14 protein-coding genes and 1 pseudogene are annotated in these 15,103 nt (G+C 72.4%); 5 read left to right on the forward strand and 10 right to left on the reverse strand.

What is annotated here, in order from left to right:
• Positions 1-6 precede the first annotated feature (6 nt).
• A complete protein-coding gene (locus ID574_RS49275; RefSeq protein ID WP_188195995.1) occupies positions 7-1,371 on the reverse strand; it encodes an extracellular solute-binding protein in 1,365 nt (454 codons plus the stop codon).
• Between the two features lie 4 nt (positions 1,372-1,375).
• On the reverse strand, positions 1,376-2,572 hold the full coding sequence (locus ID574_RS49280; protein ID WP_223167870.1) for a carbohydrate kinase family protein: 1,197 nt from the start codon (positions 2,570-2,572) through the stop codon (positions 1,376-1,378).
• A 133-nt stretch (positions 2,573-2,705) separates the two neighbouring features.
• On the opposite strand from ID574_RS49280, the gene ID574_RS49285 reads away from it, so the two are divergent.
• From ID574_RS49285 to ID574_RS63165, 3 genes and pseudogenes are all read left to right on the forward strand, one after another.
• On the forward strand, positions 2,706-3,464 hold the full coding sequence (locus ID574_RS49285) for a DeoR/GlpR family DNA-binding transcription regulator (RefSeq protein WP_188195997.1): 759 nt from the start codon (positions 2,706-2,708) through the stop codon (positions 3,462-3,464).
• Entirely contained in the window at positions 3,461-4,801 is a 1,341-nt protein-coding gene (locus tag ID574_RS49290; protein WP_188195998.1) for a 6-phospho-beta-glucosidase, read from the forward strand. The genes ID574_RS49285 and ID574_RS49290 overlap by 4 nt, the downstream gene beginning before the upstream one ends.
• A gap of 203 nt (positions 4,802-5,004) precedes the next feature.
• Positions 5,005-6,099 (forward strand): annotated as a pseudogene (locus ID574_RS63165) (PP2C family protein-serine/threonine phosphatase); the annotation flags it as partial.
• A gap of 252 nt (positions 6,100-6,351) precedes the next feature.
• Here the strand turns inward: ID574_RS63165 and ID574_RS49300 are convergent.
• The 5 genes from ID574_RS49300 to ID574_RS49320 form a co-directional block, all read right to left on the reverse strand.
• Positions 6,352-7,872 (reverse strand): protein kinase domain-containing protein, encoded by a 1,521-nt coding sequence (locus ID574_RS49300; protein ID WP_188195999.1) that lies wholly within the window; start codon positions 7,870-7,872, stop codon positions 6,352-6,354.
• Between the two features lie 208 nt (positions 7,873-8,080).
• Positions 8,081-8,749 carry a response regulator gene (locus ID574_RS49305; RefSeq protein ID WP_188196000.1) on the reverse strand — a complete coding sequence of 223 codons (669 nt, stop codon included), beginning with the start codon at positions 8,747-8,749 and terminating at the stop codon, positions 8,081-8,083.
• On the reverse strand, positions 8,746-9,822 hold the full coding sequence (locus ID574_RS49310; protein WP_188196001.1) for a sensor histidine kinase: 1,077 nt from the start codon (positions 9,820-9,822) through the stop codon (positions 8,746-8,748). Before ID574_RS49310 ends, ID574_RS49305 begins: the two co-directional genes overlap by 4 nt.
• Before the next feature lie 53 nt (positions 9,823-9,875).
• A complete protein-coding gene (locus ID574_RS49315) occupies positions 9,876-10,712 on the reverse strand; it encodes a siderophore-interacting protein (RefSeq protein ID WP_188196002.1) in 837 nt (278 codons plus the stop codon).
• Positions 10,713-10,802: 90 nt separating this feature from the next.
• Positions 10,803-11,780: an alpha/beta hydrolase fold domain-containing protein gene (locus ID574_RS49320; protein ID WP_223167871.1), complete on the reverse strand. Its 978-nt coding sequence runs from the start codon at positions 11,778-11,780 to the stop codon at positions 10,803-10,805.
• A 106-nt stretch (positions 11,781-11,886) separates the two neighbouring features.
• Between ID574_RS49320 and ID574_RS49325 the strand changes: the two genes are divergently transcribed.
• On the forward strand, positions 11,887-12,282 hold the full coding sequence (locus ID574_RS49325) for a DUF3052 domain-containing protein (protein ID WP_188196003.1): 396 nt from the start codon (positions 11,887-11,889) through the stop codon (positions 12,280-12,282).
• 165 nt (positions 12,283-12,447) lie between these two features.
• Here ID574_RS49325 and ID574_RS49330 read toward each other — a convergent pair whose 3' ends face one another.
• Positions 12,448-13,182 (reverse strand): YcnI family copper-binding membrane protein, encoded by a 735-nt coding sequence (locus ID574_RS49330; RefSeq protein ID WP_188196004.1) that lies wholly within the window; start codon positions 13,180-13,182, stop codon positions 12,448-12,450.
• Positions 13,183-13,228: 46 nt separating this feature from the next.
• Entirely contained in the window at positions 13,229-13,762 is a 534-nt protein-coding gene (locus tag ID574_RS49335) for an MFS transporter (RefSeq protein ID WP_188196005.1), read from the reverse strand.
• Between the two features lie 130 nt (positions 13,763-13,892).
• Between ID574_RS49335 and ID574_RS49340 the strand changes: the two genes are divergently transcribed.
• Positions 13,893-14,360, forward strand: a complete 468-nt coding sequence (locus ID574_RS49340; protein WP_223167872.1) for a hypothetical protein — start codon at positions 13,893-13,895, stop codon at positions 14,358-14,360.
• Here ID574_RS49340 and ID574_RS49345 read toward each other — a convergent pair.
• Positions 14,354-15,103 carry an ABC transporter ATP-binding protein gene (locus ID574_RS49345; protein WP_188196007.1) on the reverse strand — a complete coding sequence of 250 codons (750 nt, stop codon included), beginning with the start codon at positions 15,101-15,103 and terminating at the stop codon, positions 14,354-14,356. The genes ID574_RS49340 and ID574_RS49345 overlap by 7 nt on opposite strands.

Consider the following 15,103-nt stretch of genomic DNA (forward strand, 5'->3'; position numbering starts at 1 on the left):
GGCAGGTCATCCGTTGCTCTCGGCGAACGTCTTGTAGTCCTTCTCCAGCGTGGCCAGGAACTCCTGCGGCGCCGCCTTCTCGGCCAGCAGGTCCTGCAGCGCCGCCCCCAGCGTGTCGGCGAACGTCGGGGTGGCGTAGTCGAGGTACGGCACCAGCCCGTTCTTCGCCGTCACCGTGCCGAAGGCGGAGAAGACCTCCTGCTGCGGCCCGGCCGGCACCTTCTGCTGCCCGGTCTCGGCAATGGGCAGGTTGCCGGTGTCGGTGAGCACCTTCATGGCGTCGGGGCTGGTGATGAAGTTGATGTACGCCGCCGCCGCGTCCGGGTTGCGGCTCTTGGAGGTGATCGCGAACGGCAGCCCGGTGCCGCCCGTCGCGACCGGCGGCGCGTCGGCCGTGGTGCCCGGCGGCAGCATGAACCCGAGGTCGTTGCCCAGGGCCTTCTGCAGGTCGGCGAGGAGCCAGGTGCCGGCGATCATGAAGACGCCCTGGCCTTTGCCGAACGCCTGCCAGGCCGGATCGTACCCCTGCCCGTTGAAGCCCTTGGGGAAGTAGCCCTTGCCGACCCAGCCGACGAGCTGCTCGGCGGCCGTGGTGTTCTCGGTCGTGTTCCACGAGGCGCCCTTGCGGCCGAAGGCCAGCGTGCTGATCTGGCCGGGCGGGACGTGACGGCCCTGGACGGTGCCGAACACGTGGATGGCCGGCCACTTGTCGAGGTTGCCCAGTTGCAGCGGCACCTCGCCGGCGGCCTTGGCCGTGGCCAGCGCCGCCTCGAAGTCGGACCAGGTCTTCGGCGGCTCGATGCCGAGCTTGGAGAGCTTGGCGCGGTTGTAGAAGATGCCGACGACCTCGCCGACCTGCGGCAGGCCGTACAGGTTGCCGTCGCCGAACAGCTTGCCGTCGGCGCTGTAGCGCGAGTAGCGCAGCACCGACTCCGGGTAGCGCTGTTTCCACCCGTACGCGTCGGCGTACGCGTCCAGCGGCAGGAGCTGGCCGGCCTTGACGAACGCGCCCATAGCCGAGCGGCCGTTGTTGGCCTCCACCACGTCGGGCGGCTCGTTGCCGCTCAGCGCCAGCCGCAGCGTGGTGTTGAGGTCGTCGAAGGAGCGCGACACCCGGTTGAGCTTGATATTGGGGTATTTGGCCTGGAAGGCGTCGTTGAGCTGCTTCATCTGGGCCGCCTGCCCGCCGCGCACCTCCTGGTCCCAGACGGTGAGCGTGACGTTGCCGAGGGCGGAGGGGTCGGTGCGCACGGCGGCCGGCGACGGGGCGGGCGTCGTGGGCGGCGCCGAGGAGCCGGGCGCGCACGCGGCCAGGGCCAGGACGCCGGCGGCCAGCGCGGCGAGGGTCCGGTGTCGCGTCGGGGGGATCATGGTGTCACTCCTTTTGCAGAGGCACGCGAGGCGTGTCCGGGTCCTCGTCCTCGGCAGGGGTCGTGCGGGAGCCCATGCCGACGTCGGCGTAGCGGGCGATGGTGGCGGCCGCGCGGCGCACCGCGCCGACCGGGACGGTGGGCACCAGGCGGTCGAGGAAGGCGTAGCGGCGGGCCAGCGAGCTGCCGTAGGCGCCGCTGTGGCCGGCCGCCTCGCGCACCTCGTGCCACCAGTCGGCGATGTCGCCCCAGCCCGGCGCGGCCAGCGAGCCGCCGAACTGCTGCACCGCCAGGGCCGCGCACACCTCGGCGAAGGCCAGCCGGTCGGCCAGCGGCCACCGGCACAGCGTGCCGAGCACGAAGCCGGCGCCGAACACGTCGCCGGCGCCCGTCGGGTCGAGCGCCGTCACGCGCGGCGCGGGGACGAACGCCTCCTCGCCCGTGGTGGAGTCGATGGCCATGGCGCCGTTGGCGCCGTCGGTCACCACCGCGAGGGGCACCCGGTCGGCGATCGCGTACAGCGCGTCGCGCGGCGTGTCGGTGCGGGTGTAGGCCATGGCCTCGGCCGCGTTCGGCAGGAACGCGTGGCAGATGGACAGCTGGTCGAGCACGGCGGGCGACCAGTCGCCTGACGGGTCCCAGCCCACGTCGGCGAAGAGCAGGGCGCCGTCGCGGTGCGCCAGCTCGGCCCAGTTGCAGGCGCTGCCGGCCGTGCCCAGCGGCTCTTCGGCGGAGAGCGTCACGATCACGGCTCGGGAGCGGGGCGGTTTGCCGATCAGCTCGGAGGCCGGCATGGGCGCGGGGTGGCCGTGCGTCACCATGCTCCGGTCGCGGTCGACCGCCATGGAGACGGTCACCGGCGAGTGCCAGTGCTCGAAGCGCCGCGATCGGGACAGGTCGACCGACTCCTGCTCCTCCAGCGTGCGCCAGCAGAAGTCGCCGTAGTCGTCGTCGCCGAAGGCGGCCGCCAGCGACGTGCGCAGGCCGAGGCGGCTGGTCGCGATGGCCAGGTTGGCGATGCCGCCCGGGCACGAGCCCATGCCCTCGGCCCAGATCTCGGTGCCCGCCTCGGGCATCGCGGGCAGGCCGGTGAAGATGATGTCCAGGAAGACCGTGCCGGCCAGGAACACGTCGAACTGCGGGCCCTCCGGGGTCCGCTCACCGGCCAGTGGGTCGTACGGGTCATATGCCTGGACAGACACGGGAATGGGTCCTCCCTCGACACACCGGGATGTGCGCAATCTTGCACGTTTACTCGCGCGGTTCAAGTATTTTACGCGAGTATTTGGAGCAAGATGCTTACTCATGCGCGAATTTGACTGATACACTCGCGCCGTGCTTCAGCGCCTCAGGCATGCCGAGATCATGCGCCGCGTCCGGCTCTCAGGCGCCACCAGCGTCCGCGATCTCGCCAGCCAGCTCGGCGTGAGCCCGTCGACCATCCGCAGGGACCTCGAGGTGCTCGACCGCGACGGCACCCTGCGGCGCGTCCGCGGCGGCGCCCTGGCCAGTGTGGACGCCGACGACGCCCGGCCCTTCGCCGAGGTGGAGGCGGTGGACGAGCAGGACAAGGAGGCCGTGGCGGCCCGCGCCGCCGCGCTCGTCCGCGACGGCGACGTGATCCTGCTCGACATCGGCACCACCACCATGCGGCTGGCCCGGCGGTTGCGCGGCCGCCGCGTCACCGTCGTCACCTCCAGCCTGGCCGTGCTCGACGTGCTGCGCTCCGACCCGGAGGTCGAGCTGCTGCTGCTGGGCGGCATGGTGCGCAGGCCCTACCACTCGCTGGTCGGGGTGCTGACCGAGGCGGCGCTGAGCCAGGTGGTGGCCGACCGCGTGTTCCTGGGGGCCAGCGGCGTGCGGCCGGACGGGCAGCTCGTCGACACCACGCTGGCCGAGGTGCCGCTCAAACGCGCCATGATCGCGGCGGCGCGGCAGGTGGTGCTGCTCGTGGACCGGCACAAGTTCCCCGGCACGGGCGCGCTGCGGGTGTGCGGGCCCGAGGACATCGACGTGATCGTCACCAACGAGGGCGCCGACGAGGCGACGCTGCGCAACTGCGCGGCGGCGGGAGCAGAGGTGCTGCTCACATGAGACTGGCCGTTATCGGGGGAGGCGGCTTCCGGGTGCCGCTCGTGTACGGTGCGCTCCTGCGTGATTCCGCCAAGCAGCGCGTGCGGGAGGTGGTGCTGTACGACGTGTCGGCCGAGCGGCTGGAGGCCATCGGTCACGTGCTGCGCCGGCTCGCCGCGGGCCACGACGACCCGCCGGTCGTGCGCACCACCACCGAGCTGGACGCCGCGCTGCGCGAGGCCGACTTCGTCTTCTCCGCCGTCCGCGTCGGCGGCCTGGCTGGCCGCGTCGCCGACGAGCGGGTGGCGCTGGAGCTGGGGCTGCTCGGCCAGGAGACCGCCGGGCCCGGCGGCATCTCGTACGGGCTGCGCACCGTCCCGGTCGCGGTGCGCGTGGCCGAGCGGGTGGCCGCGCTCGCGCCCCGCGCCTGGGTCATCAACTTCACCAACCCGGCCGGCATGATCACCGAGGCCATGCGGCGGGTGCTCGGCGACCGCGTGATCGGCATCTGCGATTCGCCGATCGGGCTGATCCGGCGGGCCGCAGCCGCGCTCGGGCTCGACCCGGCCCGCGTGTCGCCCGACTACGTGGGGCTCAACCACCTGGGCTGGCTGCGCGGCCTCGTCCATGAAGGGGAGGACGTGCTGCCCGGGCTGCTGGCCGACGACGCGGCGCTGCGGCAGGTCGAGGAGGCCCGGGTCTTCGGCGCCGAATGGGTGCGCACGCTGGGGGCGCTGCCCAACGAATACCTGTATTACTACTACTTCACCCGGGAGGCGGTCGCCGCGATCTCGGGCCGGACGCGCGGGGAGACCCTGCTGGACCAGCAGGAGGCCTTCTACGCCGCCGTCCGGGCGCGGCCCGGCGACGCGCTCGCGGAGTGGCGCCGGGCGCGCCGGCAGCGCGACGCGACGTACATGGCCGAGGCCCGCGGGGCCGCCGAGGCCGGCGAGCGGGACGCCACCGACCTGGAGGCGGGCGGGTACGAGGGCATCGCGCTCGCCCTCATGGCCGCGATCGCCCGCGGGGAGCCCGCCACCATGATCCTCAACGTGCGCAACGGCTCGTCCGTGCCCGGCCTGCCGGAGGACGCGGTCGTGGAGATCCCGTGCGCGGTCGGCGGCGCGGGCGTCCGCCCCCTGGCCACCCGTCCCCTGCCCGGCCGTCTCCTGGGCCTGGTCCAGCAGGTCAAGGCGGTGGAGCAGACCGCCATCGAGGCCGCGCTGACCGGCTCGGCCCGCCTCGCGGTCGAGGCCTTCGCCCTGCACCCGCTGGTGGACTCGGTGACGACGGCCCGAGCCCTGCTCGACGGCTACCGCGCCCGCATCCCCGAGCTGGCCGCCGTGATCGCGGGCTGACCCTTCGCCGGGCGGCCGGTACACCGTCCATGGACCTGCTCCACCCATGGTGAACAGGCAGGACACCTCGTAGAGTGGATGGCGTGGGCCAGTTCGTCCGGGCTCGCGGGCCGGGCACGCAGACGCCGATCAGGCCGCGGATCGACTACGCGGCGCTGTTCGCCGCCACGCCGAGCCCCTGCCTGGTCCTGGGCCCTGATCTGGTGATCGCCGACGTCAACCGGGCCTATCTGCGCGCGACCGGCCGTACCTCCGACGATCTGATCGGACGGCACATCTTCGACGCCTTCCCGGACAACCCCGACGACCCCCACGCCAGCGGGGTGAGGAACCTGAGCGCGTCGCTGCACCGTGTGCTCGCCTACCGCGAACCGGACACGATGGTGCTGCAGAAGTACGACATCCCCGTCGCCGGCCGCCCCGGGGTCTTCGAGGAGCGCTGGTGGTCCCCGATCAACACGCCCGTCCTCGCGCCGGACGGGACGGTGGTGTGGATCATCCATCGGGTGGAGGACGTGACCGAGTTCATCCGATCCGGCCGCCCCGCGGTCCGCGGCTCGACGAGGCCCGAGGAGGCGATGGAGGCGGAGCTGTACGCCAGGGCGCAGGAACTGCATCGGCTGAACGAGGAGCTCCGCCACGCCCACGCCCGTGAACGCCGGGTCGCGCTCGCCCTGCAGGAAGCCATGCTCCGCGCCCCCGACCTGGAGCTCCACCCGGACATCGCGGTGCGTTACCTGCCGGCCGTGGGAACGCTGAACGTCTGCGGCGACTGGTACGACGTCGTCGACCTGCCGGACGGCCGCTTCGCCGTCGCGGTCGGCGACGTCGTCGGCCACGGCCTCGAGGCCGCCGCGGTCATGGGGATGCTGCGCAGCGCGCTGAGCGCCGCGATCCGCGCCGTACAGCACCCGGCGCCGGCGCTGGACGTGCTCTGCCTGTACGCGCGTTCGCTCGAGGAAGCGCTGAACACCACGGCCGTCCAGGCCATGATCGACACGAGAGGACACCGTATCAGCTACAGCAGCGCCGGCCATCTGCCGCCCGTCCTGCTTCACGCGGACGGCTCCTGCACGCTCCTGGACCAGGCCACCGACCCTCCGCTGGGCGCCCGCTCCGAGCACGTCGACCGTCCCCAGGCCGAGCTGTCCTACACGGGCGGCAGCACCCTCGTCCTCTACACCGACGGTCTCATCGAGCGCCGCGGCGAGGACATCGACGTCGGCCTGGCCCATCTGACCGACGCGCTCGCCCGGTTCCACAGGCTCGGCCCGGAGCGCCTCGCCGACGCCCTGCTGGCACGCCTGGGCGTCAGCAGCGGCGCCCGCGACGACATCGCGCTGCTGATGGTCCGCCTGTTAGGCGTCGACGCGCCAGGACACCCGCCGCCTGGATCGGACCGCACGCGGGACGTGCGCCCCGGCCCTGGACACGTTCTCCCGCATGATCGACGAGCCACATCGACGTCAAGAGGCACAGGAGAGGCGATCACGCGAAACGTGGCCTGCGGTGACCCCCGGGCGGATCAGCCGGGGACTCGCCGGGCCCGGTCAGGACGGGGCGGAGGCCGTCCCCGTCGGGCCGGCGGTTGCGGACGTGGAGGGCGGCGGGGACTCGCCGGGGCCCTCCTGGGGGATCGTGCTGATAGAACCGGACGGTTGCGGGCAGTCGCGGCGGGCCGCCGCGTTGCCGCGTCCGCGGCCCATCGGGTTCGCGCAGTCGCCGGGATCGGGCCCGTCCGAATCGCCGGGGCCGCTCGAACTCGACGGCCGGGACGTGTCCTTGCCGCGGTCGGCCGAGGGGCTCAGGACGGCGACCGGGTCCTTCGTACGGGTGTGCGTGACGAAGACCGTCGGCGTGGACGTGACGGGCGCCACGGTCGCCGCCCGCGTGGTGGGCGGCAGGACGCGGCCCGGGGTGGCGGACGGCCGGATGGTGGAGTCGGCGCTGCCCTGGGGCTGGACGGCGGGCGGGTTGCCGGGCAGCAGGGAGCCGCCGCCCATCCTCGTCGCGTCCGTGCCCGAGGCCACGATCACCGTGACCGCCGCGATGGACACGGTGGCCAGGGCCGCGAAGCTGGCGTGCGACAGATGCGCCCCCGCCTTTGCCCTGCTCTTGCGCCGCGGGGCGGTGCCGGACTCCGGCCCGGCGGAGGGCGGCGACGCGAGGCGTACCAGCCCTCCGCCGGGCGGGTACGGCACGGGCGTCCAGATCTCCCCGAGCACCTCCGCCACCGCCTGCCGCAGGTCCCAGGGGTCGCCGACGCCGCCCGCGGCCAGCAGCGCCCGCAGCAGGTCGGCGGCCTTGGGCCGGTCGGCGGGGTCCTTGGCCAGCGCCGCCTCGGCGGCGGGCCGCAGCATGGCGGGCACGCCGTCCAGGCGCGGCGGATCGAGCAGGACGCGCCTGGTGAACACGTCCGGCTCCCCGCCGCCGAACGGGTGGTGCCCCGACGCCGCGAAGGCCACCAGGCACCCCCACGCGAACACGTCCGACGCGGGCAGCGCCGGACCGCCCGTCAGCCGCTCCGGCGCCACCCAGCCGGGGCTGCCCATGACCTGCCCGGCCTGCGTGTGCGCGGCGAGCGTGTCGACGTCGCGGGCGATGCCGAAGTCGATGACCCGCGGTCCGTCCGTGGACAGCAGCACGTTGCCGGGCTTGAGGTCCCGGTGCACGAGTCCCGCCTCGTGCACGGCCACCAGCGCCGCGGCGACGCCGAGCGCCACGCCGTAGGCCAGGTCGGGTGTGAGCGGCCCGTTGGCCATGACGACCTGCGAGAGGGCCGGGCCGGGGATGTACTCCGTGACCAGGTACGGGCGGTCCTTGTCGGTGCCGTCCTCCACGACCGCCGCCGTGCAGAAGGGCACCAATCTTCGCGAGAAAGCCACTTCCTCAGCGAAGCGAGCCCGGAGCGTGGCATCGTTGAGATGCACCGCATGCGGTGTCTTGAGCGCGACCAGGCCACCCTGAGGGTGTTCGGCCAGATAGACCACTCCCATCCCGCCCGTGCCGAGGCGGCCGAGGAGAAGATATCGGCCGATGATGACCGGGTCGCCCACCGTAAGCGGTCGCACGCCAGGTGGCATGCCGCTCTCCCCACGCGCCATCCGGTTCGCCTCTCCTTGATCTGGACACGGCAAGCACACTGTGACCGGATCCGCGGGGCCTTTCCGCGTGTCTTACATAAGGGGTATTAGAGGTAAGGCGGTCGTTCCCCGAGAGTAAGTAAATGGTGTGATCAGATGGCCTGAAGTGGTGTTTCGCCTCTTTTGTGCCTCGCAGCTAGAGGTCACCGCGGACCCAGCGCGGCGTCACCAGCCCCGACTCGTACGCCACCACCACGAGCTGCGCCCGGTCGCGGGCGCCGAGCTTGCCGAGGATGCGGCTGACGTGCGTCTTCACCGTGGCGTGGCTGAGCACGAGCCGGTCGGCGATCTCCTCGTTGGACAGCCCGGACGCGACCAGGCCGAGCACCTCCCGCTCGCGCTCGGTCAGCCCGGTCAGCTCGGGCACCGGCCGGGTCACCCGCCCGGCGAACTCGGCGATCAGCCGCCTGGTGACGGCCGGCGCGATGAGCGCGTCTCCTCTGGCGGCCACCCGGACGGCGTGGATCAGCTCCATCGGCTCGGTGTCCTTGAGCAGGAAGCCGCTGGCCCCGGCGCGGAGCGCGCCGTAGACGTACTCGTCCATGTCGAACGTCGTGAGGATGACCACCTTCACCCCCGCCAGGGCGGGGTCGGTGACGATGCGGCGGGTGGCCTGGATGCCGTCGAGCACCGGCATGCGCACGTCCATGAGCACCACGTCCGGCGGTTCCGCGAGGGCCAGGCGCACCGCCTCCTGGCCGTCGCCGGCCTCGCCGATCACGCGCAGGTCCGGCTCGCCCTCCAGCATGAGCCGGAACCCGGCCCGCACCAGCCGCTGGTCGTCGGCCAGCAACACGCTGATCATCGGCGTCCCGCGCGGTCGTCGCCGGCCGGCAGCGTTGCCCGCACCCGGAAGCCCCCGCCGTCGAGCGGGCCGTACTCCAGGGTGCCGCCCAGCCGCGCCACCCGCTCGGCCATGCCCGTGAGGCCGCTGCCCTCCGTCCCGCCGGACGCGTTGGCGCCGTCGTCCTCGACGTCGATCGTCAGCTCTCCGCCGGCCACGGCCAGCTCGACGCGGACGTGGGTGGCGCCGGCGTGCCGCGCGGTGTTGGTGAGCGCCTCCTGGACGATCCGGTACGCCGCCAGATCCACCTCGGGCCGCAGGCGCACCTCCCGCGGCTGCCGTAAGCGGACCTCCAGCCCGGCCCGGCGCGCGTTGTCCACCAGCCGTCCGAGCTCGCCGAGCCCGGGATCCTGGCGCAGCTCGCCCACCGTGGCCCGCAGCTCCCGCAGGGCCTCGGCGCTGGCCTGCTTGATAGCCGCCAGCGCCTCACGCGCCTTCTCCGGCCGGTCGGCGATCCGGTGCAGCGCGGCCCCGGCCTGGACGTTGATCAGCGACATCGCGTGCCCCACCGCGTCGTGCACGTCCCTGGCGATGCGCAGCCGTTCCTCGATCACCGCGCGCCGCTCCGCCACCACCAGGTAGGCGCGGCGGTTGCGGGCGGCGGCGCCGAAGGCGATCACCATGAGCAGCCAGCCCGTGATCATGAGGATGTCCTCGGGCGACATGGCCGACCTGAGCTCCTGCCAGACGGCCCCGGCCACCACCAGCGCCCCGCAGGCCACCGCGATCAGCGGGTGGGTCCGGTCGGCGACCGTGTAGAGGGCCACGATGCAGGCCACGTAGATCGGGACCTCGGGGTAGCCGTTGGCGAAGTAGAGGGAGGTCAGGGCCATCTCGAGGAGCAGCACGGGCACCGGATGGCGGCGGCGCCACAGCAACGCGGCGGGGGCCAGGAGGAGCAGCAGATGGCCGTACGGCCACATGGGCGTGAGGTCGGTGCGGCTCACCAGGGGGTAGAGGGCCAGGACGGCGGCGACGGCCAGCGCCACGAGGACGTCCGCCACCGCGCCGCGCGGCCGCCACGAGAGCGCCATGGGTTCAGCTTAATGACGGGACCGGTCCTCCGCGTCCGCGTCGCCCGATGGGGTCAGGCGCTGATAACGGCGGCCTCTTCGGCCTCGACCTCGCGGTTCCAGTCCTTCTTGACCGCGCGCCAGCCCTCGTCGTCGACCCCGGCCCGCCAGTAGCCGGAGATCGACAGCCGGTCCAGGCTGATGCCCCGCTCGATGCGCAGGTGGCGGCGCAGCTGCTTGATGAAGCCCGCCTCGCCGTGCACGAACGCGTGCACGTCACCTTCCGGGAACTCCAGCCCGCGTACCGCCGCGACCAGCAGCTCGCCCACGGGCCGCCCGTCGCGATACAGCCAGGAGATCCGCGCGTCGGCGGCCGTGCCGAGCTTCAGCTCGTCCTGCGGCCCGTCCACCTCTACCAGGACGTGCGCGAGCGCCCCCTCCGGGAGCGCCTCCAGCGAGGCCGCGATGGCCGGCAGCGCGCTCTCGTCTCCCACCAGGAGGTGCCAGTCCGCCTCGGGGTCCGGCGCGTAGCCGCCGCCGGGGCCCAGCATCAGCACGACGTCACCGGGCTTCGCCCGCTCGGCCCACGGCCCGGCCAAGCCCTCGTCGCCGTGGACGACGAAGTCGAGCGTCAGCTCGCGGGCGTCCGGGTCCCAGGCTCGCACGGTGTACGTGCGCAGCCGCGGCCACAGCTCGCGCGGCATGGTCTCGCGGCAGGCCTTCACGCTGAACGGCTCGGGATAGTCGACGCCCTCGTAGGGGAAGACGATCTTCACGTAGTGGTCGGTCAGGCCGGAGATGGCGAAGTCGGCCAGCCCGTCGCCGCCGACCACGATCCGGATCATGTGCGGCGAGAGCCGCTCGGTCCGCAGGACGACGCCACGGTGATGATCCGCGGGCTTGTCAGCCATGAAGAACTGTCCCCCCTGACGAAGTTAGGTATACCTAACCTTACACGGTGCGAGGCGCGCGTTGCCAGTGGGGTGGGGATCTTCGCCGAATCAGGCCGCCGCCGCGTCGTCCATGGCCACGGGGCCGGCGCCCACCGCGGCCAGGAACTCCGCCATGTGCCGGAACGCCAGCCGCGCCTCGGGCAACAGGTCGGCCAGAATCGGGAAGACGTGGGGCATACACCGCCATTCTTCGTACCGTACCGCCACCCCGGCGCGCCGCGCCCGCTCGGCCACCCGCCGCGCCTCGTCACGCAGCACCTCGGTGGACCCCGTCAGGATCATGAGCGGTGGCAGCCCCGTGAAGTCCCCGTACACCGGCGAGACCAGCGGATCGCGCGGGTCCAGGCCCGACGTCCACCGGCGCGCCAGCCACCGTACCCGGCCGGCCGGGAGGAGAGGGTCCTGCCATCGGTTCGCGCGGCGCGGAATGTCGGTCAGGTCCGCCCAGGGCGACAGGCAGATCGCGGCGGCCGGCAGCGGCCTCCCCCGCTCCCGCAGCGCCAGCAGGGTGGCCAGCGTCAGGTGGCCGCCGGCGGAGTCGCCCGCGACGATGACGTCCTCGGGCGCGTGGCCGCGCCGCAGCAGGCAGTCGTACGCGTCCAGGGCGTCGGCCAGCGAGTCCGCCAGCTTGTACACCGGGCCCTGGCGATAGTCGAGCGCCAGGACCGGCCGCCTGGCCGCCACCGACAGCCGCCACGTGATGGACCGGTGCGTACGCGGCGAGCACGCGAAGTACCCTCCGCCGTGGAAGTACAGCACCGCCTTGCTCTCGTCGAGCCCCTGCCCGGCGCGCACCCACTCGCCGCCGCAGTCCGATAACACCTCCGGCACGATCGAGACGTGCGCCGGTTGGGGCACCTGGACCAGGCGCGTGACCTCGCCGAGGCGCGCCGCGCCGACCAGAGCGAGCGGATGGCGCATCAAGAGCGTGGACGCCGGCTTCAACGTCCCGCGCATCAGACCTGTCAGCACGCGGGCCTGCCAGCTCAAGGGGTATCCGGGAACCACATCCCCGTCGATCTGCATAAAAGAGCCTCCGAAGGATCTCCTTCCCCTTTAAGGAGGTTCCTACCGGCTAGTAAGTATCTCCTCGCTTACACGGACATTTCGGCGTTGTGTCACGCTGGTGGACATGTCCGGATATTCGGGGACTCCGCTCCCCCGCAAGCTCGGCGTCAAGCCCGGGCACCGGGTGCTGGCGCTCGCCGCCCCGGACGGCCTCGACCTGGGAGAACCCGAAGCGGAGGTGCACCGGACGGCGGACGGGGAGCCGTACGACGTCATCCTGGTCTTCTGCCCGGACTTCGCCGCGCTGCACGACGCCTTCCCCGTCGCAAAGGCCTGCCTGGCCAAGAACGGCGGTCTCTGGGTGTGCTGGCCCAAGCGCTCGAGCAAGATCCCCACGGACCTGTCGGAGAACCCGATCCGGGACTACGGCCTGTCCATGGGCCTCGTCGACAACAAGGTCGCCGCCATCGACGCCACCTGGTCGGGCCTCCGCTTCGTCTACCGCCTCACCGACCGCTGACCCCACACGCGCAGGGGCCGTCCGGCCGGCGGGGACGGGTCCGGCGGCCCCGCAGGCCGATCCACTACAGGAGCCGTCCTATGCGGGACCGGACGCCTCTGGGTGCGCCGGGCGCCCGAGTGACGAGCGCCCGGGTGCCAGGCGTGGCCGGCGGACAGCCGGACGTCAGGTGGTGGGGCGGCGGCGGAGGGCGAGTGCGGCGATGACGACGCCGATGGCGCCCACCGCCAGGCCCGCGCCGCCCAGCAGACGGGCGGTGCCGTCAGATGCCGACGAGTCGGCGACCGGCGTGCCGACCGTCGGCGAGCCGGAGGCGGAAGCAGCGGCGGGGGCGGTGGTGGTGGTGGCCGATCCGTGGGACGAGGAGGAGGCGGCGGGCACGAGCTTGAGCAACGGGGCAGGGTGCTCGGGCTCCGTCCCGTCCGCCTTCGGTGCCTCCGACCAGTCGACGACCTCACCGTTCGAGTACGTCTGCTTCGTCGGGAACAGCAGCTGATCCGTGTCCTTGGGCAACTGCCCCATGGACACCTCGAACTCCTGGAACTCACCCGGGTTGATCTTGCCTCCCGACCAGACGACCTTGGTGACGGCCTCCTCCAGCTCGCCGTACTCGGTCTTGACCGGCGTCGGCAGCTTGCCCTCCGTCACCTTCACCTCCCACCCGGGCAACGGCTTGACCGACACGAACGCCAGCGGGTGGTCGGCGGGGAAGGTGACCTCGATCTTGGTGGTCGAGGCGTTGTCGCGCTCGTTCGGGACCCGGAAGGCGACCTTGGTGAACCCGCCCTGCTCGGCGGTGCCCGGCTGGATGGTGACGTGGGCCAGCGCGGGCAGAGCCAGCCCGGCGGTGAGGGCGGCGGTGGCGGCGAGCACGGTCGCGGCTCGGCGTACGAAGGACATGGCGAAACTCCACTTGGCTGATGAAAAGAGAAGAGGTGTCAGAAGGTCAGGCGGGAAGTGGAGGACCGCGCCTGGCCAGACAGTGCCGGAACCCCGGCTGGAGCGGGACGACCCGGGTGAAGACGATCGGCGCGAACGGCCGCACGGCGGGCGCCGCGACGGCGATCAGCAGCGTGAACCGACGGCCGAGGCGGCGCAGCAGCGCCCAGAGCGCGCCTTCGCCGCGTGCCAGCCACAGACCCGTGACGACGGTGGCCGTCAGGTGGGCGGCCAGCATGCCGGCGTTGACCGCCAGCCCCTCCCCGTGCCCATGGACGGAGACGTAGGCCGTCTGCTCGCCCGCGAACAGCTCGTGCAGCCCGAGCTGCGCCACGACGAGCACGACGTTGATCGTCGCCGGCGAGCGCTCCCTGCCGCACAGCGCCAGCCCGAGCCCGGCCACCACGGCCAGCCCGAGCCCCGCGGCCCACGGCTCGGGCCCCGAGCCGCCGCCCAGCAGGTGGGCGAGCGCGGCGAGGGTCACGCAGACGGCGGAGAAGGCCGCCGTCCGCGCGAGCCGGAGGGGGAGTTGCGCACGCATGGGTGTGCCACATCGTCTCACGGGGCAGGGTCAGATGAGACCTCGAATGCACAATGCCTGGTAACTCAAACAGCTTTGTCGCTAGTGTCGTGCCGATTACGTTGACATAGAGGTGAGAACGTTGCGGCACTTGGCTGGATTGCTCGTCGGGCTCGTGGTGACGGTGGCCGTGCTCGGAGGCGGGGGCTGGGCCGTGCAGCAAGCTGTCGGCAACGCGGCGGCGACCCCGCCGGACAGCCAGAAGATGTGGATCGCACTCGGGGCGATGGCCGCGGTCGGCCTCGTCTTCGGGCTCGTGGTGGCGGGCAGGATCTCACCCCTCGCGACGTTCGTGCCGTCCATGGTCCTGCTGGCGTGGACGGTCGTCTACGCGCTCGACATGAACCGGGCGCTGTCCCTCATCCCGGCCGAGCCGTCGGTGAACCAGATCATCAGGGAGGCCGGCCAAGGCGCCAGGACCCTGCTGACGACGGGCGTGTTCGCGCTGATGGGCGTGGCGCTGTTCATCCCGGTGCTGATGCCGTCGCGCTGGTCGCGCCAGCGCGACGACATGGACGAGGACTACGAGGCCGCGCCCGAGAGCAGCAACTACTACTGAGCGGTGCTGCCCGTGTAGAGGCGGGTGACGACATCCTCGATCGTGGACTGGTCGGGGGCCGTGGCCATCAACTCCTCCAGTGTCCCGTCGAATGACAGCCGCCCGTGGTCGATGAGCATCACGCGGCGGCACAGGCGTTCGATGTCGCCGAGGTCGTGCGTGGTCAGCAGCACGGTGGTGCCCTGCTCGGCGTTGAGGCGTCGCAGGAAGTCCCGGATGCCGGCCTTGCTCACCACGTCGAGCCCGATCGTGGGCTCGTCCAGCACCAGCACGTCGGGCGCGTGCAGCAGCGCGGCGGCCAGGTCGCCGCGCATACGCTGCCCCAGGCTGAGCTGCCGCACCGGCGTGCGCAGGAACCCGCCGAGGTCGAGCGTCTCGGTCAGCTCGGCGAGCCGGGACGTGAACGCGACGCGGTCGACCTTGTAGAGCAGCCGGATCAGCTCGAAGCTGTCGGCCAGCGGCAGGTCCCACCACAACGTGGTGCGCTGCCCGAACACCACCCCGATCCGTCGCGCGAGCGCGGTGCGCCGGCGCGACGGGTCCAGCCCGGCCACGCGCACCCGGCCGGAGGTGGGTGTGAGGATGCCGCACAGCATCTTGATCGTGGTGGACTTGCCCGCGCCGTTGGGCCCGAGGTAGCCGACGAACTCCCCTGCCGACACGGTGAACGACAGGTCGCGGACGGCGTGGACGACGTTTCTCTTCACCTTGAACGAGCGTCCCGCCCGGTCGAGCTCGATCAT

The sequence above is a fragment of the Nonomuraea sp. SYSU D8015 genome (assembly GCF_008065375.1).
Taxonomy (GTDB): Bacteria; Actinomycetota; Actinomycetes; order Streptosporangiales; family Streptosporangiaceae; genus Nonomuraea.